19 protein-coding genes are annotated in these 22,592 nt (G+C 67.2%); 15 read left to right on the top strand and 4 right to left on the bottom strand.

Features of this window, described 5'->3' with window-relative positions:
* Both DU475_RS16315 and rnhA read left to right on the top strand, forming a co-directional pair.
* Positions 1-754, top strand: a 754-nt coding sequence (locus DU475_RS16315) for a homoserine kinase (protein ID WP_164632728.1), incomplete at its 5' end; no start/stop codon positions are given.
* Positions 751-1,218: a ribonuclease HI gene (rnhA, locus tag DU475_RS16310; RefSeq protein ID WP_047309033.1), complete on the top strand. Its 468-nt coding sequence runs from the start codon at positions 751-753 to the stop codon at positions 1,216-1,218. The genes DU475_RS16315 and rnhA, both read left to right, overlap by 4 nt.
* Positions 1,219-1,461: 243 nt before the next feature.
* On the opposite strand, the gene DU475_RS16305 is transcribed toward rnhA, so the two are convergent.
* The 4 genes from DU475_RS16305 to DU475_RS16290 all read right to left on the bottom strand — a co-directional run bounded on the left by DU475_RS16305 (position 1,462) and on the right by DU475_RS16290 (position 7,568).
* On the bottom strand, positions 1,462-1,947 hold the full coding sequence (locus tag DU475_RS16305) for a peroxiredoxin (protein WP_164632727.1): 486 nt from the start codon (positions 1,945-1,947) through the stop codon (positions 1,462-1,464).
* 255 nt (positions 1,948-2,202) lie between these two features.
* Positions 2,203-3,894, bottom strand: a complete 1,692-nt coding sequence (locus tag DU475_RS16300; RefSeq protein ID WP_164632726.1) for a long-chain fatty acid--CoA ligase — start codon at positions 3,892-3,894, stop codon at positions 2,203-2,205.
* A gap of 276 nt (positions 3,895-4,170) precedes the next feature.
* Positions 4,171-5,598, bottom strand: coding sequence for a D-alanyl-D-alanine carboxypeptidase family protein (locus DU475_RS16295; protein WP_164632725.1), 1,428 nt, complete (start codon positions 5,596-5,598; stop codon positions 4,171-4,173).
* A 170-nt stretch (positions 5,599-5,768) separates the two neighbouring features.
* Positions 5,769-7,568, bottom strand: a complete 1,800-nt coding sequence (locus DU475_RS16290; protein ID WP_142883442.1) for a glucan ABC transporter ATP-binding protein/ permease — start codon at positions 7,566-7,568, stop codon at positions 5,769-5,771.
* 464 nt (positions 7,569-8,032) lie between these two features.
* On the opposite strand from DU475_RS16290, the gene DU475_RS16285 reads away from it, so the two are divergent.
* From DU475_RS16285 to DU475_RS16225, 13 genes are read left to right on the top strand one after another with little or no spacing between them, the layout of a single operon-like run.
* Positions 8,033-8,422: an NADH-quinone oxidoreductase subunit A gene (locus DU475_RS16285; protein ID WP_013504136.1), complete on the top strand. Its 390-nt coding sequence runs from the start codon at positions 8,033-8,035 to the stop codon at positions 8,420-8,422.
* Positions 8,419-9,045: a NuoB/complex I 20 kDa subunit family protein gene (locus tag DU475_RS16280; RefSeq protein ID WP_142883441.1), complete on the top strand. Its 627-nt coding sequence runs from the start codon at positions 8,419-8,421 to the stop codon at positions 9,043-9,045. Before DU475_RS16285 ends, DU475_RS16280 begins: the two co-directional genes overlap by 4 nt.
* Positions 9,042-10,787: an NADH-quinone oxidoreductase subunit C/D gene (gene nuoC / locus DU475_RS16275; protein ID WP_164632724.1), complete on the top strand. Its 1,746-nt coding sequence runs from the start codon at positions 9,042-9,044 to the stop codon at positions 10,785-10,787. Before DU475_RS16280 ends, nuoC begins: the two co-directional genes overlap by 4 nt.
* Complete coding sequence (gene nuoE / locus DU475_RS16270; protein WP_164632723.1) at positions 10,784-11,272, top strand: NADH-quinone oxidoreductase subunit NuoE; 489 nt, start codon at positions 10,784-10,786, stop codon at positions 11,270-11,272. The genes nuoC and nuoE overlap by 4 nt, the downstream gene beginning before the upstream one ends.
* Positions 11,269-12,555, top strand: a complete 1,287-nt coding sequence (locus tag DU475_RS16265) for a complex I 51 kDa subunit family protein (protein WP_164632722.1) — start codon at positions 11,269-11,271, stop codon at positions 12,553-12,555. Before nuoE ends, DU475_RS16265 begins: the two co-directional genes overlap by 4 nt.
* A complete protein-coding gene (nuoG, locus tag DU475_RS16260) occupies positions 12,552-15,185 on the top strand; it encodes an NADH-quinone oxidoreductase subunit NuoG (protein WP_164632721.1) in 2,634 nt (877 codons plus the stop codon). The genes DU475_RS16265 and nuoG overlap by 4 nt, the downstream gene beginning before the upstream one ends.
* A complete protein-coding gene (gene nuoH, locus DU475_RS16255) occupies positions 15,182-16,141 on the top strand; it encodes an NADH-quinone oxidoreductase subunit NuoH (RefSeq protein ID WP_164632720.1) in 960 nt (319 codons plus the stop codon). The genes nuoG and nuoH overlap by 4 nt, the downstream gene beginning before the upstream one ends.
* The gene (gene nuoI, locus DU475_RS16250) at positions 16,138-16,659 is read left to right on the top strand and encodes an NADH-quinone oxidoreductase subunit NuoI (RefSeq protein ID WP_164632719.1); all 522 of its coding nucleotides are present in this window, start codon (positions 16,138-16,140) and stop codon (positions 16,657-16,659) included. The genes nuoH and nuoI overlap by 4 nt, the downstream gene beginning before the upstream one ends.
* Positions 16,656-17,162, top strand: a complete 507-nt coding sequence (locus DU475_RS16245; RefSeq protein WP_164632718.1) for an NADH-quinone oxidoreductase subunit J family protein — start codon at positions 16,656-16,658, stop codon at positions 17,160-17,162. The genes nuoI and DU475_RS16245 overlap by 4 nt, the downstream gene beginning before the upstream one ends.
* A complete protein-coding gene (gene nuoK, locus DU475_RS16240) occupies positions 17,159-17,467 on the top strand; it encodes an NADH-quinone oxidoreductase subunit NuoK (RefSeq protein ID WP_013504127.1) in 309 nt (102 codons plus the stop codon). The genes DU475_RS16245 and nuoK overlap by 4 nt, the downstream gene beginning before the upstream one ends.
* 2 nt (positions 17,468-17,469) lie before the next feature.
* On the top strand, positions 17,470-19,539 hold the full coding sequence (locus DU475_RS16235; protein WP_013504126.1) for an NADH-quinone oxidoreductase subunit 5 family protein: 2,070 nt from the start codon (positions 17,470-17,472) through the stop codon (positions 19,537-19,539).
* Positions 19,530-20,972 carry a complex I subunit 4 family protein gene (locus DU475_RS16230; RefSeq protein WP_013504125.1) on the top strand — a complete coding sequence of 481 codons (1,443 nt, stop codon included), beginning with the start codon at positions 19,530-19,532 and terminating at the stop codon, positions 20,970-20,972. The genes DU475_RS16235 and DU475_RS16230 overlap by 10 nt, the downstream gene beginning before the upstream one ends.
* Before the next feature lie 10 nt (positions 20,973-20,982).
* Entirely contained in the window at positions 20,983-22,347 is a 1,365-nt protein-coding gene (locus DU475_RS16225) for an NADH-quinone oxidoreductase subunit N (protein WP_164632717.1), read from the top strand.
* Positions 22,348-22,592 lie beyond the last annotated feature (245 nt).

The following is a 22,592-nucleotide window of genomic DNA, read 5'->3' as shown; positions in this document are numbered from 1 at the left end:
CACCCGCCGGCAGCCGTTCGCCGATCGTGCCGGCAACACGCTGGCGACGCTCGCCGGCCGTCCGGCGGCGATCATCGGCTTCCTCGACGGGGTGTGGCCGCGCAAGCCGAGCGTGGTGCATTGCGCCGGCGTCGGACAGGCGCTGGCCAAGATGCATCTGGCCGGCCGCGGCTTTACGATGCAGCGGGCGAACGCGCTGTCGGTCGCCGGCTGGCGGCCGCTGTTCGCAGCCGCCGAGGCGCGCGCCGACGAGGTGCAGCCGGGCCTGCGCGATTTTCTCGCCGCCGAGCTCGACTATCTGGAAAGCGGAGTGTGGCCGAGCGATCTGCCGCGGGGGCTGATCCACGCCGACCTGTTCCCGGACAACGTGTTCTTCATCGGCGACGAGGTCTCCGGCATCATCGACTTCACCTTCGCCTGCAACGATCTGCTCGCCTACGATGTCGCGATCTGCCTGAACGCCTGGTGCTTCGAGCCCGACCACGCCTTCAACGCCACCAAGGCCCGCGCGCTGCTCAGCGCCTACACCCGCGAGCGGCCGCTCGATGCCGCCGAGCAGGCCGCGCTGCCGCTGCTCGCCCGCGGCGCCGCGCTGCGCTTCCTGCTGACCCGGCTGGTCGACTGGCTCAACGTGCCGGAAGGCGCGCTGGTCAAGCCGAAGGATCCGATGGAGTACGTCCGCAAGCTGCGCTTCCAGCAAAATGTCGCCGGGATTCGCGACTATGGTGTCGAACTCGCAGGGGCGGTGGCGTGAGCGAGGCCGACCAGAAGCCGGTGATCATCCACACCGACGGCGCCTGCTCCGGCAACCCGGGCCCCGGGGGGTGGGGAGCGATCCTGAAATTCGGCGACGTCGAAAAAGAGCTGAAGGGCGGCGAGCCCCACACCACCAACAATCGGATGGAGTTATTGGCGGCGATTTCGGCGCTGGAAGCGCTGACGCGGCCGTGTTCGGTGGATCTCTATACCGACAGCCAGTATGTGAAGAACGGTATCGGTAGCTGGATTCACAACTGGAAGCGCAACGGCTGGAAGACCGCCGACAAGAAGCCGGTCAAGAACGTCGATCTGTGGCAGCGCCTCGACGCCGCGCTGAAGACTCACAGCATCCGCTGGCACTGGGTCAAAGGCCACGCCGGTCACGCCGAAAACGAACGCGCCGATCAGCTCGCGCGGGACGGGCTCACCGAAAACCGGATGAAGTCGCGGCTGAAGTAATCGCACGCTGGTTAGTAGAACCGCGGCGTCTCATCAGCCACTCACCGTCATCACCCGCGAATGCGGGTGATCCAGTATCCCAGAGCGGAAATTAGTAAAATTAGCGCTCTGCAATACTGGGTCGCCCGGTCAAGCCGGGCGATGACGCGGTTAGTTGGAGCGGCCGCGTGCGCAGATTAACGTTGTGAAGATACGAGCGCGACGGCCGTCAGGGTGACTGAAAGCTGCGCGCCCGCAATCGGCTCACAACTGCCCGAGCAGCGTGTCGCCGCCGGAGACTTCGACCTTGCCGGGGTTCGGCTCGAGGTTGAGGGTCTTCACCACGCCGTCGTCGACCAGCATCGAGTAGCGCAGCGAGCGGGTGCCGAGGCCGAAACCCGAACCGTCCATTTCCATGCCGATCGCCTTGGTGAACTCGGCATTGCCGTCGCCGAGGAAGATCGCCTCGTCGCGCTGGTCGGTGTCGCGCTTCCAGGCGTTCATCACGAAGGCGTCGTTGACCGAGACGATCGCGATGGTGTCGACGCCCTTGTCCTTGAGCGCATAGGCGTTGAGGAAGATGCTCGGCAGATGCATTTTGTGACAGGTGCCGGTGTAAGCGCCCGGAACGGCGAACAGCGCCACCTTCTTGCCCTTGAAGACGTCGTCGGTGGTCTTTACCTCGACGCCGTCCGCAGTCATCACGCGAAACTGGACGTCGGGCAGCCGGTCGCCAACCTTGATGGTCATCGGTATCTCTCCCTGTTGTGCGGATGATTTCTAGCCCGCGGGTATGACAGTGACAATGTCGCAGGATCGGTCATTGCGGGATCGGTCAGGCGATTGTGCTGGCGGCGGCACTCCGTCCAAGCACACTGCCGTCATTCCGGGGCGCTCGCAAAGCGAGCGAACCCGGAATCTGAAACGGGCAGGATAATCACGTCATTCCGGGTTCGCGGCCTGGCGGCCGCGCCCCGGAATGACGTGCGAGGAAGCGGATCAGGCTTAAGCCGCCGCCTGGCTGCTCTTCTTCTCGTCGCGCAGCTCGCGGCGCAGGATCTTGCCGACATTGGTCTTCGGCAGCGTGGTGCGGAATTCGATCTGCCGCGGCACTTTGTAGTTGGTCAGCTCGTTGTGGCAGAACTTGATGATGTCCTCGGCGGTCACATCCGGGTCCTTCTTCACCACGAACGCCTTGACGGCCTCGCCGGTGCGCGAGTCCGGGACGCCGATGACCGCGCATTCCAGCACGCCGGGATGGCTGGCGATCACTTCCTCGACCTCGTTGGGATAGACGTTGAAGCCGGAGACCAGGATCATATCCTTCTTGCGGTCGACGATCTTGGTGAAGCCGTCCTGGTTCATGATGCCGACGTCGCCGGTGCGGAAATAGCCGTCGGCGGTCATCACCAGCGCGGTCTCGTCGGGCCGGTTCCAATAGCCGGCCATCACTTGCGGGCCCTTGGCGCAGATCTCGCCGGCGGTGCCGAGCGGGACTTCGTTGCCTTCGTCGTCGCGGATCGAGATGTAGGTCGAAGGCACCGGAATGCCGATCGTGCCGTTGAATTCGGTGACGGTCGCCGGGTTGCAGGTCAGCACCGGCGCGGTCTCCGAAAGGCCGTAGCCTTCGGCGATCGGGCAGCCGGTCAGCTTCAGCCAGGCTTCGGCGACCGGTCGTTGCACCGCCATGCCGCCGCCGTTGGAGATCTTCAGCTTGGAAAAGTCGACCTTGTCGAAGCCGGGTGCATGCAACAGGCCATTATACAGCGTGTTGACGGCCGGGAAGGTGTTGACCTGATACTTCATCAGTTCCTTGATGAAGCCGGGGATGTCGCGCGGGTTGGGAATCAGCAGGTTGACGCCGCCGGCGCGCAGTCCGAGCAGGTAGCACGCGGTCAGCGCGAAGATATGGTACAGCGGCAGCGCGCAGACGATGAAAAGCTGGTCGATGTGCGGCGGCTTGTCGAGCGCCGGCTGCAGCCAGGCGTCGTTCTGCAGCACGTTGGCGACGACGTTGCGGTGAAGCAGGGTCGCGCCCTTGGAGACGCCGGTGGTGCCGCCGGTGTATTGCAGGAAGGCGACATCGTCCGGACCGATCACCGGCTTGGTGAGCCTGGCGCCGCGGCCGGCGGAGACGGCGTCGTTGAACGACACCGAGCCCGGCAGCGAAAACGCCGGCACCATCTTCTTGATCTTGCGGACCACCAGATTGACGATCACGCCCTTGAAGCCGAGCATGTCGCCCATCGCGCCGACGATGACGTGCTTGACCGGGGTGCGCGCGATCACCTGCTCGACGGTGTGGGCGAAATTCTCCAGCACGATGATGGCTTCGGCGCCGGAGTCCTTGAGCTGGTGTTCGAGCTCGCGCGGGGTGTACAGCGGGTTGACGTTGACCACGGCGAAGCCGGCGCGCAGCACCGCGGCGATGGCCACGGGATATTGCAGGACGTTCGGCATCATCAGCGCGACGCGCGCACCCTTCTGCAGGCCCTTGCCCTGGAGATAGGCGCCGAGCGCGGCCGACATTTCGTCGAGCTCGCGATAGGTGATCGCCTTGTCCATGCAGATGAAGGCTTTGCGGTCTCCGAACTTACGGAAGCTCTCCTCGAACAGATCGACCAACGAGGGATACTGCGTCACGTCGATGTCCGCCGGGATGCCCGCCGGGTAGTGCTTGAGCCAAATCCGCTCCATGGTGTGTTCCTCGTGTCGCCTGCCCGAAGCTGCCGCTCCGTGCGATTATGATTGTTGCATATCGGTCGGGGGCGGCGAATTGGCCGAAAGACGCCGCGGGCTGTTTGTTGCGTTGCGAAAAGACGTACTCGAAAACCGCCTTCGCCCGCCCGTTGTTGGCGGAGTATTGAGCGAAGCGATCAGCGAACGCAAGCGGCTGCACGCCGCACCAAGGCGGCGGTCTGTGAACGATCAACGGGCTGCGACGCGATGGATTTCGCTGCCGCGCCCGCCGGATCAGGATTTCGGCTTGGCGTCGCTGACTGCGCCGCCGGACGCAGGTTTGGCAGCCGCCTTCGGCTTGGCCGGAGCGGCAGGCTTGGCAGCGGAAGGCTTGGCATCGGCAGACTTGGCGCCGGCAGGCTTCGCACCGGCAGGCTTGGCGCCGGCCGCGGGCTTGTTGGTATCGACGATCACAGCGGTCCGCGGCTTGGTGCCTTTCGGGGCGGCCTGGTCGACGCTGGCTTCCGGACCTTCCGAAGCAGGGCTCTTCTTCTTTGCAGTACGGGCTTTCTTCTTGGACGGTTTGGCAGCCTGCTGCCGCTCGGCATCATTGGCCTCGGCGGCGATCAGCGCCGGACCGCTGCGGGTCGGTCCGGTATAGACCACCACCGGCTGGGTCGGCTCGGGCGCCGCGGCGATCATGTCGACCGGACGCAGTGTCGGCGGCTGGAACATGGACAGCACCGCGTCTCCCGACAGCGCGTTGGCCACGGTCTCGTCTTCGTCGCTGGCCGGGCGCTTGCGCTTGGGCCCGCACATTTCGTCGCGCAGGTCGGGTGGCGTCGCCGCGATCGGCGCGAGGTTATCGACCGTGCCGAGCGACGGCGTCAGCCAGGCCAGGGTGTTGGTGGAGAAGCCGCGCTCCAGCAATTGTGCCGCCTTCACGGCGCGGTCCTGGCCGGAATTGGCGCCGAGCACCACGGCGATCAGCCGACGTCCGTTGCGGGTGGCGCTGGCGACCAGATTGTAGCCGGAGGCGCAGATGAAGCCGGTCTTGAAGCCGTCGGCGCCGGGGTAGCGGCCGATCAGCTTGTTGAAATTTCGCGTCACCCGCTTGCCGAAGCGGATCGCAGGAATGTGGACGTAATACTCGTACTCCGGCAGATCCCGAATGACCGCGCGGGCGAGGATCGCCTGGTCGCGGGCCGACGTCACCTGTTCTTCGGCGGGCAGGCCGTTGGGGTTGACGTAGCGGGTCTGCGTCATCCCCAGCCGCGCCGCGGTGTCGTTCATCATCGCCGAGAAGCCGTCGACCGAGCCGCCGACGCCTTCCGCCAGCACAACGGCCATGTCATTGGCCGACTTCACCATCATCATCTTCAGCGCGTTGTCGACGGTGATCTGGGTGCCGGGGCCAAAGCCCATTTTCGACGGCGATTGCGCGGCCGCGATCGGCGACACCGTCAGCAGACTATCCTGGGTGAGGCGACCCTGTTTCACCGCCTGCAGCGTCACGTACAGGGTCATGAGCTTGGTGAGCGAGGCCGGATGCCACGGATAGGTTGCGTTGTCGGCCTGCAGCACCTTGCCGGTGTCGGCTTCGATCAGCAGCAGCGCCTCGGCACTGGCGGCGCGCGGCAGCACGGTCAGCGACAGCAGCGCCGCCGCGACGATGGCCAAAAACGAGGATGAACGGCGAGGCTGTGCGTTGATCAAAGGCACGTTCCGATTCCGGTCCTGTGAGTTCCGTCGCGCCGGCGAGACGATCGCGGCGCGGTGACGTTCGGGTTTCAGGCGGTGGCCCCAGCAAACCCGACCCTATACCGGCTCGCGCCCGCAGAACAGGGCTGGGGCCCGGTAATCGTGGATGAAAGGGGCTGAAATTCGACCGCTCAGCGCTGCGCGTCGGCGGCCGGGGCGACGGCGGAGCGCGTCCTCTCCTGCACCATGAACTGCGCCCGCGCCAATTCGGCGAAAGCGCCGCCGCGGGCCACCAGTTCGTCGAACGTTCCGCTTTCGATCACTTTGCCGTTGTCGAACACCAGAATACGGGTGGCGTCGCGGATCGTGGACAGCCGATGCGCGATCACGAAGGTGGTGCGACCTTTCATCACCTCGTCGAGCGCGAGGTTGACCTTCGCCTCGGTCACCGCGTCGAGTGCCGAGGTGGCTTCGTCGAGGATCAGGATCGGCGGGTCTTTCAGCAATGCGCGGGCGATCGACAGCCGCTGCCGTTCGCCGCCGGACAGCATCCGTCCGCGTTCGCCGGCATTGGTATCGAATGTGTGCTCGCTGCGCTCGATGAACTCCAGCGCCTGCGCGCGTTCGGCGGCGAGGCGCAGCTCGTCGAGGGTGGCGTCCGGCTTGCCGACCCTCAAATTGTCGGCGATCGAGCGATCGAACAGCAGGGCCTCCTGAAACACCACACCGATGTTCCGCCGCAGGCCGGCAAGCGTCAGGCCGCGGATATCCATGCCGTCGATCTTGACGATGCCGGATTGCGGATCGAACGCCCGGTGCAGCAGTGCGATCGCGGTCGACTTGCCGGCGCCGGTGGCGCCGACCAGCGCGATGGTGTCGCCGGGCAGCGCGGTGAAGCTCAGATCCTCCACCGCCGGGCGCCTGCCGTCGTAGGAAAACGACACGTTCTGGAATTCCACCAGGCCGGACAGCCGGCCGGGGTCGATGGCGTCGCTGCGGTCGCGCACCGCCGGCACGGTGTCGAGCACGTCGATGAACTCGCGCAGCCGCGGTGCTTCCATCAGCACGTTATTGATGAAATTCACCACCTGCTCGAGTCGCTGGATCAGCAGCGTCGCGAACGAAACGAACATCACGATCTCGCCGACGCTGGTGAGACCCTGCTGGTTGAGCCAGATGCCGAGCGTGAAGATCGCCAGCACCGTGATGGTGGTCGAGGCCCGGGTGATCACCGTCACCAGCGCCCACCACGACAGTACCGGCATCTGCGCCGCGAGCAGCCGTCCGGAGACGTTGCGCAGGCTCTGAACCTCCGCGTCGACGCGGACGAAGCTCTGCACCAGCGCGACGTTGCCGAGCGCGTCCGAGGCGCGCGCCGACAGGTCGCTGTACTGCGCTTCGACCTCGCCCTGCTTGCCGTAGGTCTTGTGCACCACCAGCGTGGTGAGCACCGTGAACACCACGCACAGCACGAACAACAGGATCGCCAGCCGCCAGTTGATGTACAGCGACAGCGGGAGCAGCACGACCAGCGACAGGATCGCGGCGAAGTGCTCGCGGAAGAAGCCGAGCCACATCCGCCACAGCGCGTCGGTGCCTTGCAGCATCACCTTCATCAGCCGGCCCGAATGGGTGCCGGTGTGGAAGCTGATCGGCAATTGCAGGATGTGCTCGAAATAGCTGGTCAGCACCGCCTGGCGCTGCCGGTGCGCGAGTCGGTCGGCCTGCAGCGCGACGATTGCAGAGCATAGAATGGTGAACAGGCCGAAGCAGGCCCAGGCGCCGAGCAGTGGCCAGGGCGACCGCGTCTCCGGCACCAGCGCGCCGGTCGCGAGATTGCCGCTCATCACGTCGACGATGCGACCGAACAGAACCGGCTCGGCGAATTGTGCGGTGGCGAGCAGCAGGTTGGCGACCGCGAGAATCCAGCCGAGCCGTGCCTCCCCGCCGAGCAGTTGCAATACGCGGGTGTAGAGATGAAGCAGCGACATCGGTCGGCCCAGGATGAGACAACTATCAATAGATCATTTCAGAGCCGGGCGGAAATGCGCCTGCAGGCCTGTCCACGTGTGGTTTCGGCGAGGCTGTCCGCAAAACCGCGGGCGGCTCCGCGGCGCCGTCGCCGATGCTGTCGCCGCGGTTGCGGGGGCGTGGTCGTTTGTTCAGCGTGGCAACGTGCCGCAGATTTGCGAGGGGGGCGATTCGGGTGCCTCGGGTGCACCGCGAGGACTGTACAAAGCCCTGCCGCACAGCACCTTTCCGGGATCTGTTACCAAGTTCCAAGTGTCGGAAATCACAGCAAGATTCTCACGTTATCGTGGCCGCGGAGTTGATCCGCGTCAACCGGGCTTGACGGGTCGGATGGCATGGTGACGATGCGTTAACAACCCGACTTCTACACCCCACGTCGGATCGTTCGTGATCCGCTCTTCCGCTGTTTGTTGGAGCCTTGCCGGTGGGTGATCTGACCCTTCCGATCGATTCGGGCGCCGCACTCGCCATCCACGTCGCACTGTCGGCCGGGATCGTTGCGGCGATCATCGTGGTCGCAGCCTGGCTGCGCGAGAAGCGCGCCGGTGCGCGCCCCGACGTGCCCTACGAAGGCGGCGTGCTGCCGGCGCAGCCGCAGCAGGGGCCGCTGAATGCGCCGTATTTTCTAATCGCCGCGCTGTTCGTGATCTTCGACATGGAAGCCGCGATTCTGTTCGCCTGGGCGGTCGCCGCGCGTGACACCGGCTGGCTCGGCCTGATCGAAGCGGCGGTGTTCATCGGGGTGCTGTTGCTGGCGCTGGTGTATCTGTGGCTCGACGGCGCGCTCGACTGGGTCAAGGGCAAGCGCCGATGACGATAACGCCGCACCATCCGGGCATGCCGGGCGAACAGCGCTCGGTTGAAGAACATATGGCGCTGTCGAGCCTGTTCACCACGCTCGAAGACCTCACCGCGTGGTCGCGCAAGCACAGCCTGTGGCCGTTCAATTTCGGGCTGTCGTGCTGCTACGTCGAACAGGTCACGGTGCTGACCCCGGTCTACGATCAGGCGCGGTTCGGCGCCGAAGTGATCCGGGCTTCGCCGCGCCAGGCCGATCTGCTGGTCGTGTCCGGCACCGTGTTTCACAAGATGGCGGCGCCGCTGCTGCGGCTGTACGAGCAGATGCGCGCGCCGCGCTGGGTGATCGCGATGGGGGCCTGCGCCTGTTCGGGCGGCATGTACGACATCTATTCGGTGGTGCAGGGCGTCGATCGCTTCATTCCGGTCGACGTCTACATCCCCGGCTGTCCGCCGCGGCCGGAGGCGGTGCTCGACGCGCTGATCATGCTGCAGCAGCAGGTCGGCAGCGAGCGGCGCCCGCTCGGCGTCACCGTCGGCAACACCGCCGGCCTCGGCTTCGACGCGCCGCGCCGGCGCGACCAGCGCCGCGACGAACGTATGGCGCAGACCCTGCTCGATCCGCCGGAGTCATTGTGAGCGCATCCGAACTCGTCACCGAGCTCAGCGCGCGCTTCAAGGATGCGGTGCTGGGCCAGCAAGTTACTGCCGATCGGTTTCCGACCGTATGGATTCGGCCGGACGCGACGATCGACGTGCATCGCTTTCTGAAGCACGAGATCGACCGGCCGTTCAGGATGCTGGTCGACCTGTGGGCGATCGACGAGACCGCACGCAAGCATCGCGAGGGTCTGCCGCCGTCGGGCATCACCATCGCCAGCCATCTGATGTCGCACGAGCGCAATGCCGACATCCGGCTCAAGATCGCGCTCGATGCCGAATATCCGCGCGCCAAGTCGATCGGCACGGTGTTTCCCAACGCGCCGTGGTACGAGCGCGAAGCCTACGACATGTTCGGCGTCGAGTTCGAAGCTCAGCCGCACTCGCTGCGCATCCTGCTGCCGCCGGGCTGGGAAGGCCACCCGATGCGCAAGACCCAGCCGGGTCGCGCCACCGAGCGGCCGCTGTTCAACATGACGGCGGCTCTGTTCGACGCGAAGGAACATGCACTCGCGGCCGATCCGGAGAAGTTCGGCCTGCCGACGCATCGCGACGGCGTCGAACTGATGATCCTGAACTACGGGCCGCATTCGATGGCGACCCACGGCGTGTTCCGGATCGTGCTGGCGCTCGACGGCGAGGAGATCGTCGCGGCGCGCCCCGATATCGGCTTCCACCATCGCGGCGCCGAGAAGATGGCCGAGCGCCAGACCTGGCACAACTTCCTGCCCTACACCGATCGCGTCGATTACCTGGGCGGGGTGATGGGCGAGATGCCTTATTTGCAGGCGGTCGAGAAGGCCTGCGGCATCAAGGTGCCGGACCGTGCGCTGACGGTGCGGATCATGCTGTCGGAAATGTTTCGCATCATGAACCACCTGCTGTTCTACGGCACCATGGCGCAGGACACCGGGGCGATGTCGCCGGTGTTCTACATGTTCACCGACCGCGAGCGCGGCTACCGGGTGATCGAGTCGATCACCGGCGCCCGGATGCATCCCGGCTTCTTCCGCATCGGTGGCCTGTCGATGGATCTGCCAGACGGCTGGGAGAAGCTGGTTCGCGAGTTTCTCGACTGGATGCCGTCGCGGCTCGACGACTACGAAGGCATGGTGCTGCGCAACGAGATTTTCCGCGCGCGCACCAAGGGCATTGCGGCCTACGACACCGCGATGGCGCTCGACTGGGGCGTCACCGGTCCGGGCCTGCGCGCCACCGGCTATGCCTGGGATGTGCGCAAGGCGCGGCCCTATGCGGGGTTCGAAAACTTCGACTTCGAGATTCCGGTCGGCCACGCCGGCGATTGCTACGACCGCACCGTGGTGCGGGTCGAAGAGATCCGGCAATCGCTGAAGATCATCCGGCAGTGCGTCGACAACATGCCGTCCGGCCCGATCAAGGCCGATCATCCGCTGACGACGCCGCCGCCGCGCGAGCGGATGCTGCACGACATCGAGACCATGATCCATCACTTCGTCAGCACGAGCTGGGGTCCGGTGCTGCCGCCGGGCGAATACACCGGCCAGGTCGAGACCGTGCGCGGCCTGACGCAGTTCGCGCTGATTTCGGATGGCGAGCCGTCGAGCTATCGCACCCGGATTCGTACGCCGTCGTTCGCGCATCTGCAGATGATTTCCGCAGTCGCCCCCGGCATGATGGTGGCCGATCTCGTCGCCTATCTCGGTAGCATTGACTACGTGATGTCGGACGTCGACCGATGAGCCTCAGTCCCGCCCTCAAGACCGCGATCCAGCACGCTGCCGCCACCCACGGCGGCGCGAAGGCTGCGATGGTGGAAGCGCTGAAGCTGGTGCAGGAAGCCGAAGGCTGGGTGTCCGACGCGCATCTGAAGGAAGCCGCCGATGTGCTCGGCGTCACGGCAGCCGAGATCGACGCGCTGGCGACGTTCTACAGTCAGATCTTCCGCGTCCCGGTCGGCGATACCGTGATCCTGCTCTGCGACGGGCTGAGCTGCTATCTGTGCGGCGGCGATGCGGTGCGCGATGCGGTGATGAGCAAGCTCGGCATCGGCTTCGGTGAAACCACGCCCGACGGCAAGTTCACGCTGATCAACATCTGCTGCGTCGGCGGCTGCGATCGCGCCCCGGTGGCGCTGGTCGGCCCGGAACGTAAGCTGATCGGTCCGCTGACGCCGGACGATCTCGACGCGCTGATCGGCGGCGCGGCGGTGGGAGACACACCATGAGCGACAAGCCGCTCACCGGCCGCGCGCGCGCCGACCGTCAGCCGCACAGCCTTGCCGCCTGGCGTGGGCTCGGCGGCTACGCGGCGCTGTCGCTGGCGCTCAAGCGCCACAGCCCCGAAGCAATCATCGCGATGGTCGAAGCCGCGGGGCTACGTGGCCGCGGCGGCGCCGGCTTCCCGACCGCCAACAAATGGCGCTTCATGCGTACCGGCAGCGAGAGAGCCGGTCCGGGCGCGCGCTATCTCTGCGTCAACGGCGACGAGACCGAGCCGGGCTCGTTCAAGGACCGGCTGTTGATGGAGGCGCTGCCGCATCAACTGATCGAGGGCGCGACCATCGCGGCTTACGCGATCGGCGCCACCGAAGTGATCATCCTGGTCCGCGACGAGTATCGCGCCGCTGCCGCTGCGCTGAGCCGCGCGATCGCCGAGGCGGAAGCGAGCGGCCTGCTCGGACGCGACATTCTCGGCTCCGGTTTCGATCTGACGATGCGGGTCCACGCCTCGGCCGGCCGCTACATCGTCGGCGAAGAGACCGCACTGATCGCCGCGATCGAGGGCGAGCGTCCGGTGCCGCGGCATCGGCCGCCTTATCCGGCGGTCAGCGGCCTGTGGGGACGGCCGACCACGGTCAACAATGTCGAGACACTGTCGTCGGTGCCGTCGATCATCGAGAACGGCGCCGACTGGTATCGGTCGCTGTCGTTCACCGACGAAGGCGGCACCAAGCTGTATGGCATCTCCGGCTGCGTCGAGCGTCCGCAACTGATCGAAGCGCCGATGGGCTCCACCGCGCGTGAGCTGCTGCATCGTGCCGGCGGCATTCGCAATGGCCGTGCGCTGCTGGCATTCCAGCCCGGCGGCGGCGCCACCGCGTTCTTCGAGAAGGCCGAGCTCGACGTGCCGCTCGATTTCACCAGCACCAAGAAGGCCGGCAGTTCGCTCGGCACCGGGGCGCTGATCGTGCTCGATGATCGCGCCTGTCCGGTGGCGGCGATCGGGCGTCATATGCGGTTCTATGCGCGCGAGAGCTGCGGGCTGTGCACGCCGTGCCGTGACGGCCTGCCGTGGGTATCGAAGCTGCTCGATACGCTCGAAGCCGGCAAGGGCACGCGCGCCGACATCGACCTACTTCATCAGCACGTCGCGCTGTCCGGCCCGTCGGGCCGCTCCTACTGCGATCTCAACACCGGCGCGCTGACGCCGCTGCGCAGCGGTCTCGAACGCTTCGGCGACATCTTCACGGCCCACCTCCAGGGCTTCTGTCCGGTGGGCCGCGCATGACCAAGAAAAAGATCGAGATCGACGGCCGCGTCATCGAAGCCAAGGACGGCGAGGATCTGCTGTCGGCGTGTCTGACCCATGGCATCGACGTGCCGTATTTCTGCTGGCACGGCGCGCTCGGCTCGGTCGGCGCCTGCCGTCAGTGCGCCGTGAAAGTCTATGACGGCCCGGACGACAAGGAAGGCCGCATCGTCATGAGCTGCATGACGCCGGTCGCCGATGTCGAGCGGGTGTCGGTGAGCGATCCGGAAGCGGTGGCATTCCGCGCCCAGGTGATCGAGTGGCTGATGGTCAACCATCCGCACGATTGCCCGGTGTGCGAGGAGGCCGGCTCCTGCCATCTGCAGGACATGACGGTCGCCACCGGCCATATCGATCGCCGTTACAAGTTCACCAAACGTACCCATCGCAACCAGGATCTCGGGCCGCTGGTGACGCACGAGATGAACCGCTGCATCGCCTGCTATCGCTGCACCCGGTTCTATCGCGACTATGCGGGCGGGCGCGATCTCGACGCGTTCGGCGCCCATGACAACGTGTATTTCGGCCGTGCCGAGGATGGTCCGCTGGAAAGCCCGTTTGCCGGCAATCTCGCCGAAGTGTGTCCGACCGGCGTGTTCAACGACAAAGGCTGGTCACGCGATTATTCGCGCAAATGGGACATGCGGGCGACGCCGTCGATCTGCCCGCATTGCTCGCTCGGCTGCAACATCCTGGTCGACCAGCGCGACGGCCGGGTGAAGCGGGTGCAGAACCGCTACCACGGCGCGCTCAACGGCTACTTCATCTGCGATCGCGGCCGCTATGGTCCGCTGCACGTCGTCTCCGAGCATCGGCTGCGGCAGCCGCTGATCGGCGGCGCGCCGGCGAGCGAGCACGAGGCCGCCTCCGCCGCCCATGCCATCGTGGCCGAAGGCGCGATCGGGATCGGCTCGCCGCGCGCCTCGCTGGAAGCCAACTACGCGCTGCAGCGTCTGGTCGGGCCGGAGCGGTTCTTCGCTGGCGTCTCCGACGTCGAAGCCGGCCTGGTGCGCCGCATCCTCGAGATCCTGCGTGCCGGTCCTGCGAAGATCGCGTCGCTGCACGAGGTCGAGCACGCCGATGCCGTGCTGGTGCTCGGCGAGAATCTCACCGGCACCGCGCCGCGACTGGCGCTGGCGCTGCGACAGACTGCGCGTGGCGCCGAGCGCGAGCTTGCGGCGCAGAAGGGGGTGCACGCCTTCCTCGATCCGGCAGTCCGTACCGCCGGCGAAGGACGCCGCTCGCCGATCGTGCTGGCGACGCCGCTACCCGATGCGCTCGACGATCTCGCCACGCTGTCGCTGCGGCTCGACCCGCAAGGCGTTGCCGCGTTCGGCGCGAGCGTTGCGGCCGTGCTTGGCGCAGGCCCTGCCGACGCGGTCGAGGAGCATTCGGAAGCGGCGCGTGTGGCTGAGATCCTGGCGAATGCCGAGCGGCCGCTGATCGTCGCCGGTTGCGCCCTGATGTCGGCTGAGATCATCGAGGCGGCGGCGCACATCGTCGCGGCGCTCGGTGCCAAGGCGCGGATCGTGCTGCTGGCGCCGGAGGCCAACAGCATCGGTCTGGCGCTGCTCGGCGGCGACGGCCTCGACAGCGCTGCCGCTTTGCTCGAGCGCGGCGGTGCCAAGACCGCGATCGTGCTCGAGAACGATCTGTTCGACCGTGCCCCGCGCGCCAGTGTCGAGCGGCTGTTTGCCGCCGCAAAGGGCGTGGTCGCGCTGGACTCGATGGCCAATGAGACCACGGCGCGTGCGGCGGTTGCGCTGCCGGTGGCGCCGTTCACCGAGGCGACCGGCACCTTCGTCAACTATGAAGGCCGAGCGCAGCGCTTCTTCGCCGCGGTGGCGCCACAGGATTCCGCGCCGGCGAGCTGGCGGCGGCTCGATGCGTTCGGTGCCGGCGATTGGCACGGGCTCGACGCGCTGATCGGCGATCTCATCGTCGAGCGTCCCGATCTCGTGGCGGTGGCCGACGCCGCGCCGGGCGAAGATTTCGGAATGCCCGACGGCAAGGTCACCCGCGCGCCGCGGCCCTACACCGGCCGCACCGCGGACGATCGCGCCGGGCAGTTCGCCGATGCGGTGATCCCGGTCGATCACGACGGCCCGATGACCTTCGGCATCAAAGGCGCGCGCGGCACCGCGGTGCCGCCGCCTTTGATCACCAGCTACAAGACCTCCGGCCTGCACTCGGCCAACAACGTCACGCGATTCCTGGAAGAAGTCGGCGGGCCGCTGCGCGGCGGCGATCCCGGCGCCTTGCTGATCAGGCCGGGCGAAGCGTCGCTGCCGGAGGCCGTGCCGCCGCCGGCCCTCGCCGGCGAGGGACTGTGGCTGATCCCGTTGCACGACGCCTTCACCGGCGGCGAGCTGAGCCGCGCCAGTGCGCTACTTGCTGCGCGCCGGCCGGCGCCGCGATTGCTGCTGCATCCTGACGATGCGGCGCTTCATGGTTTCCGTGACGGCGCCGCGGTGCAGGTCGACGGCAATCCCTGCGCGCCGGTGGTGACGCTCGACGCAACGGTGCCGCGCGGCACCGTGGTGATCAGCGCCGGCTCGTGCCAGCCGCGCGGTCCGCTGCGCCGGGTCAAGGTCGAGGCGGCGCCATGATCGGGATGATCATCACCGCCACCATCTCGGTCGCGCTGATCATGGTGCTGCTTGTGCTCGCCGGCACGTTCACCTGGGTCGAGCGGCGACTGCTCGGCTTCGTGCAGGAGCGCTACGGTCCGAACCGCGTCGGCCCGTTTGGCTCGCTGCAATGGGTCGCAGACACCGTGAAGATCCTCACCAAAGAGGATCGGCCGCCGCCGGGCGCCGACAAGCTGCTCTACATCTTGGCGCCGGCCGTCGCCGCGACGCCGGTGCTCGCCGGCTTCGGCGTCGTGGCGATCGGTGACGGCTGGGCGCTGGCATCGGTGGATGTGGGGCTGTTGTTCCTGCTGAGCATGATGGGCCTGACCGCCTATGCGGTGGTGCTCGGCGCCTGGGCGTCGCACAACCGATTCGCGCTGCTCGGCGGTATGCGCGCCGCCGCGCAGATGCTGGCCTACGAGGTGTTCCTCGGCCTGTCGGTAATGGGCGTGGTGATGCTGGCAGGCTCGCTGTCGATGACCGAGATCGTCGAGGCGCAGCGCGGCGCCTGGTTCGTTCTGCTGCAACCTCTCGGCATGGTGCTGTTCACCATCGCGGGTGTCGCCGCGGCCCACCGGCTGCCGTTCGATCTGCCGGAATCCGAGAACGATCTCGTCGCCGGCTTCATCACCGAATATACCGGGATGTCGTTCGGCCTGTTCTTCCTGGGCGAATATCTCGCTGTGCTGCTGGTGTCGGCGCTGGCGGTGACGCTGTTCTTCGGCGGCTGGCTCGGCCCGTGGCTGCCGGGGCCGATCTGGTTCGGGCTTAAGACCGCGGCGATCGCCGTCGCGTTCGTCTGGCTGCGCGCGACGCTGCCGCGACCGCGCTACGACCAGTTGCTCGGCTTCGCCTGGAAGGTGGCGCTGCCGCTGTCGCTGCTCAACCTGCTGCTGACCGGCATCGTCGTGGTGGCGAGGAGCGCGTCATGATCGGATTCGGATGGCTCGAAGCCCTGCTGCGGGTCGGTCGCAAGCTGTTCGTCAAGCCGGAGACCCAGCTCTATCCGGAAGAGAAGCCGAAGCTGTATCCGCGCGCCCGCGGCCGCATCGTGCTGACCCGCGATCCGGACGGCCAGGAGCGCTGCGTCGCCTGCAATCTGTGCGCGACCGTGTGCCCGGTCGGCTGCATCGATCTGGCCAAGGCGGTGGCCGACGACGGCCGCTGGTATCCGGAGCATTTCCGCGTCAACTTCGCCCGCTGCATCTTCTGCGGTTTCTGCGAAGACGCCTGCCCGACCGCGGCTATCCAGCTCACGCCGGACTACGAATTGTCCGAATGGCGCCGCGACGCGCTGGTGTACGAGAAGCACGATTTGCTGATCTCCGGTGAGGGCAAGGTGCGCGGCTATCGCTATTGGTCGGTCGCCGGCAAGGCGATCCCCGGCAAAGACAAGGGCGAGGCGGAGCACGAGGCGCCGCCGGTCGACCTGAAGGGGCTGCTGCCATGAGCTCGCTGCTCGCGATCTATGCCGGCGCCTTCGCGCTGATCTCGGCGGCGCTGTCGGTGACGCGGCCGAATGCGGTCCACGCGCTGCTGTATCTGGTGGTGACGCTGCTGGCGCTGGCGGTGTGCTTCTTCGCGCTCGGCGCTGCGTTCGCTGCGGTGCTGCTGATCCTGGTCTATGCCGGCGCCATCGTGGTGCTGTTCGTGTTCGTTGTGATGACGCTGCCGGTCTCGCCCGAAGCGATCACGCGCGAGCGCGCGCTGCTGCGCGGCGCCTGGCCGGTGCCGCTCCTGATGTCGGTGCTGATCATAGCCCCGTTCGTGTTCGGCGAATTCGGCCTCACCGCCGCCGGCCAGCCGGCGCCAGTGTCCGCGCAGGAGGTCGGCAAGCTGCTGTTCGGGCGCTGGGCGCTGGCGGTCGAACTCGCCTCGCTGCTGCTGCTCGCCGGCCTGATCGGCGTCCGTCACATCGGCCGCAGCGATCGCAGCCCGAGGAGCGGATCATGACCGGCTCCGATCTGATCGGCATCATGATCCTGGCCGCCGGCCTGTTCGCGGTCGGCGTGTTCGGTGTGCTGGCGCGTCGCGGTATGATGTTCCAGCTCGTCGCATTGGAGGTCGCGCTCAGCGGTCCGGCGCTCGCCTTCATCGCGGCCGGCGCCTATCACGCCGATCCGGAAGGGCAGGGCATGTTCATCCTGGTGCTGACGCTCGCCGCCGCCGAAGTCGCGGTCGGGTTGGCGCTGTTCCTGCGCCTGCGCCGCCTCACCGGCACCGACGACAGCGACGCCATCAGCGGGCTGAAGGGGTGAGCATGGCGCATCTGCTCCCCTACGTCCCGGTGCCGGCGCTGCTCGGCTTCGTGATCTTGTCGCTGATCCCGGTGCCGCTGTCGCGCGCCGCGGTGATCGCGCTGGGGGTCGGCGCCGCGGTGCTGCCGGCGATCCTGTTCTTCCCGGTCGGGCTGTCCTGCATTGAAGGCGTCTGCGTCGCCGGCGCGGTGGTGCCGATCCTGTCGATCGACACCGGCGTGTTCGTCGCGCAGATCGCGATGTCGATGGATCCGCTCAGCATGGTCACCGGCGGCACGGTGGTGCTGGTCGGCGCGCTGGTGCTGATCTATTCGGGCGCCTACATGGCGTCGGAGCCGCTGGCCGATCTGCGCCGGTTCTTCGCGGTGATGAACCTGTTCCTGGCCGGGATGCTGGCGGTGGTGTTCGCCGCCGACGTCATCCTGCTTTTCCTGGGCTGGGAAACCATCGGCCTGTGCAGCTTCATGCTGATCGCGTTCTACGACAAGCTGCCGAAGGCGGTGGCGTCGGGGCGCAAGGCGCTGATCACCACCCGCGTCGCCGACAGCCTGTTGCTCGCCGGCCTGATGATGCTGTTCCTCAATGCCGGCACCACCCGGCTCGACGGGATGCTCGCGGCAGTGCCGGGAATCGATCCGTGGCGGCTGGCGCCGATCGCCGGGCTGATCGCGCTCGGTGCACTCGGCAAGTCGGCGCAGATCCCGTTCCACACCTGGCTGCCCAGCGCGATGGCCGGCCCGACCCCGGTGTCGGCGCTGCTGCATTCGGCCACCATGGTCGCTGCCGGCGTGATCCTGCTCGCCCGGCTGGCACCGTTGTTCGCCGCCGCGCCGGAAATTTCGGCGATGGTGGCGATGCTCGGCATCCTCACCGCCGCGTTCGGCGCGCTGGTGGCGCTGGTTCAGACCGACGTCAAAAAGCTGCTGGCGTTCTCGACCATGAGCCAGATCGGTTTCATGGTTCTGGCGCTCGGGCTCGGCGCGCCGGCGGTGGCGCTGTCGCATTTCGCCATCCACGCGGTGTTCAAGTCGCTGCTGTTCCTCAGCGCCGGCGTGATGAGCCACGCCGCCGGCGGCTCGACCGCGATCGAGGCGCTGCGTGGCTCGCGCTATCGCCAGCCGCTGGCGTTCTGGAGCTTCGCGGTCGGCGCCGCCTCGCTCGCCGGCCTGCCGGTGATCACCGCCGGCTGGTACTCGAAGGAAGCCGTGCTCGCCGCGGTGTGGAGTAGCGGGCCGTGGGGCGTGCCGTTGTGGCTGCTGGCCGCGACCGCCGCGGTGCTGACCGGCGCCTATGCGTTCCGAGTCGTGTTCGTCGCCGCCAGCCAGACCGCCGATCTTGCGGCGCCGCCCTGGGGCGGTCTCGCCGTGGTGGTGCCGCTGACGGTACTGACGCTGGTCGCCGTCGTCGGTGGCCTTTCGGTCGGCGCGCTGATCCAGTTCGCCGGCGGCGACGCGGTGCATACGCCGCTGCTGCCGACGCTACTCGGCGCCGCCGCTCCGATCCTCGGCGTGCTGCTGGCGCGGCAATTGGTGAAACACCCGCAGAAGCTCGAGGCGCTGGCGCAACGGATGCGCCACGTCCGGATCTTCCGACTCGAGGTGCTGTATTATTACTACTTCGTCCGGCGCTTCCGCCGTGTCGCGACAGTGCTGGGCAACGCCGAGGGCACCGAGGCGGTGGCCGACGCGGTGGCGCGGCGGCGCGAGGGCGTTGACGTCCCCGGACTCGTGTCCGACGATCCGCTCGGCCGTGGCGCCGGCGAGGTGCGCGGCATTCGCACCGACCTGATCACGCGGGTGACCGACGGCCAGACGCCGGTGGTCCGGATGGTGTCCGGCGATCCGGTCGGCCGGCTGTTGATCGTCGTGGCCCGGCTTTTCGTCGGATTCTTTGTGGCGCGCTTCAATCCGGACCGGATCGATCGTGCCTGGATGGGCATGGCCGGCGGCGTCGGCCACGCCTGGGCGCTGGCGCGGCGGACGCAGACCGGCCGCGTCCGCGATCACTCGCTGTGGATCGCGCTCGGTTGCGCGGGACTTCTGTTGTTTGCCTGGGGGACGTCATGGCGTTGATTGCGCTCATTCTGCTGCCTGCATTCGGCGGCCTCGTCGCATTCTTCGCCGCCGGCAAGGGCGAGCGCGAGCGCTGGATCACGATCGCGACCTTCGCACTGATGCTGGTGCTGCTGATCGCAATCGTCGCCACCGGGGACGAAGGTCGCTGGTACGACAAGGTGTCGTATCCGTGGGTGCCGTCGTTCGGCATCTCGCTGGAATTCGCGATCGACGGCCTGTCGGCGGCGATGGTCGCGCTCGCCGCCGGGCTCGGCATCATCTCGGTGATGGCGTCGTGGTCGGAGATCCGCACCCAGTCCGGCCTGTTTCACGCCAGCCTGTGCTGGACGGTGGCGGCTTCGGTCGGCGTGTTCCTGTCGTTCGATCTTCTGATCTTCGCGTTCTTCTGGGAAGCGATGCTGGTGCCGGCGTTCACCCTGATCGCAGTGTGGGGCCACGGCGACAAGGAAGGCGCGGCGCTGAAATTCCTGATCTTCAACGCGGTCGCCGGGTTCGGTCTGCTGGCGGCGTCGTTCGCGCTGGCGGCGATGGCCGACCACATGACCTTCAGCGCCTTCGAACTCGCCGAAATGAAGCTGTCGACTCCGGTTCAGGTCTGGATGCTGCTCGGCTTCTCGCTGGCCTTCATGGTCAAATTGTCGGTGCCGCCGTTCCACGCCTGGCTGCCGGAGGCGCATACGCTGGCGCCGACCGCGGGCTCGATCCTGCTCGCCGGCCTGCTGTTGAAGACCGGCGCCTACGGTCTGTTCCGGTTCGCCCCGATGTTGTTTCCGGACGGCCTCGCGGCGGTCTCGCCCTACGGCATCGCGCTCGGCGCCGCCGGCGCGCTGTATGGCGGCCTAGTCGCCTGCGGCCAGAACGACGCCAAGCGGCTGGTCGCCTATACGTCGATCGCCCACATGTCGATCGTGCTGATGGGCATCTCCGCCGGCGTGCACTACGCGCTGGCCGGCGCCGCGGTCGAGATGATCGCGCACTCGTTCTCGGCCTCGGCGCTGTTCCTGCTGATCGGCGCGCTGTACGAGCGCACCCATACCCGTGATCTGCGCCAGCTCGGCGGCCTGCAGCAGACCGCGCCGAAATTCGCCGCGGCGTTCGCGCTGTTCTGCTCGGCGCTGCTGGCGCTGCCCGGCACCGCCAACTTCGTCGGCGAAGCGCTGGTGGTGGTCGGCATCTTCCAGGTCAATTGGGTGTTCGCGCTGCTGGCGTTGTCGACCCTGGTGGTTTCGGTGATCTACGCCACGCGGTTGCTCAAGGGGCTGGTGTTCGGGCTGCCGCAGCCCAAGCCGCCGCTCGCCGACATGACCTGGCGTGAGTACTGGCCGATCCTGGTGATGGGCATCGGAACGCTGATCGTCGGCCTCTATCCGCAGAGCCTGCTGGCGCTGCTCGAGCCGGCGATCAAGGCCGCGCTGATCCAGACGCCGTGATCGCCGCGCCATGACCGCAGCCCAATTCGCAGCCCTGTCGCCGATCGTGGTGCTGGCCATCGCCGCCGTCGCGGCGATGATGCTGGTGCCGCTGGCGAGGCTGCAGATCGTCCAGGCGGCGGCCGCGGCAGGGCTGGCGCTTGCCGCCGCGGTGGCGTTGCTGCGGATCGGTGCGCCGGCGGCGCCGATGGGGGCGCTGTTCACCGACGACGGGCCGGCGCGGTTCGGCATCGTGTTCGCGTGCCTGGTGTCGCTCGGCGCGCTGTTGTTCCTGCGCACCGGCCACCCTGCGAAGGAAGCGCCGTCGCTGCTGGTGCTGGTTGCGATCGGTGCGGCGACGCTGGCGGGTGCCGGCCATGCGGCGACGCTGTTTCTCGGCGTCGAGATCCTCAGCCTGTCGCTGATCGCGCTGTTCGCGTTTCGCCTCACCCGGCAGGGGCTGGAGGCGGCCTACAAGTTTCTGGTGATGAGCGGGCTGGCGTCTTCCGCGCTGCTGCTCGGCATTGCGCTGATCTTCGCCGAGACCGGCGCGCTGGCGTTCGCCGATTGGGGCGGCCGCGGTGCGCTGACCGCATTCGGCACCGCGCTGCTGCTGGCCGGGCTCGCGTTCAAGTTCTCGCTGGTGCCGTTCCACATGTGGACGCCCGACGCGTTCGAAGCCGCACCCGCCAGCGCCGCGACGCTGGCCGGCGTGGTATCGAAATCGGCGGTTGCGATCGTGATTCTGCGGCTGGCGCTGAGTGGCCATCTGCCTGAGCCGGTGTGGAGCCAGGGGCTCGCCGCGCTCGGCGGCGCCTCGGTGCTGATCGGCAACCTTTTGGCGCTGCGGCAGCCGCAACTGCCGCGGATGCTCGGCTATTCGACGATCGCGCATTCCGGCTACATCGCGCTGATTATCGCCTCCGGCACGCCGCATGCCGGCGAGGCGGTGCTGTTCTATCTGGCGATCTATGCGCCAGCGATGCTGGGCGCGCTGTGCGTCTCTGCCGCGCTCGGCCGCGCCCCGACGCTGCCGGATCTGCACGGGCTGATGAAGCGGCGCCCGCTGGAGGCGATCGCGCTGTCGCTGTCGCTGCTATCGCTCGCCGGCTTGCCGGCGGCGGGCGGTTTCATCGCCAAACTGTTCCTGCTGCGGGTCCTGATCGATGGCGGGCTGTGGGTGCTGGTCGGGATCGTGGTCGCCGGCTCGTCGCTCGGCTTCTTCTACTACGCGAAGTTCTTCACCGCGCCGTTCGTCGGCCACACTCACGACGAATCCGAGCCGCTGCATCGACTCGATCGCGGCCTGTTGATCGTCTGCATCGCCCTGATCGTGATCTTCGGCGTCGCCCCGGCCGGGCTGATGAACATCGTCGCTGCGACGATGGCGCCGTAGGGTGGGTTAGCGCGGAGCGCGTAACCCACCGATCTACGTTTCGTCGAAAGCTGGTGGGTTACGGCGCGAGTGCGCCTAATTGTACTGAGTCACAAGGTCGCGGGCCTGTGAGGCGGGACTCAAGTATCTATTGAGATTCAGATTTTGGCAGATGGAGGCGCCAAATGAGTCTCGATTTCGACGGCGGCAGTGAAGTACGGTTTGCGAGGTATGTGGCGGGGCTTGCGAGCGTGATCGGGCATGTG

It is taken from the genome of Rhodopseudomonas sp. WA056, assembly GCF_010906995.1.
GTDB classification, from domain to species: domain Bacteria; phylum Pseudomonadota; class Alphaproteobacteria; order Rhizobiales; family Xanthobacteraceae; genus Rhodopseudomonas; species Rhodopseudomonas palustris_G.
The sequence above is the reverse complement of the archived record's forward strand: the minus strand, read 5'-3'. Positions and strand labels throughout refer to the sequence as shown.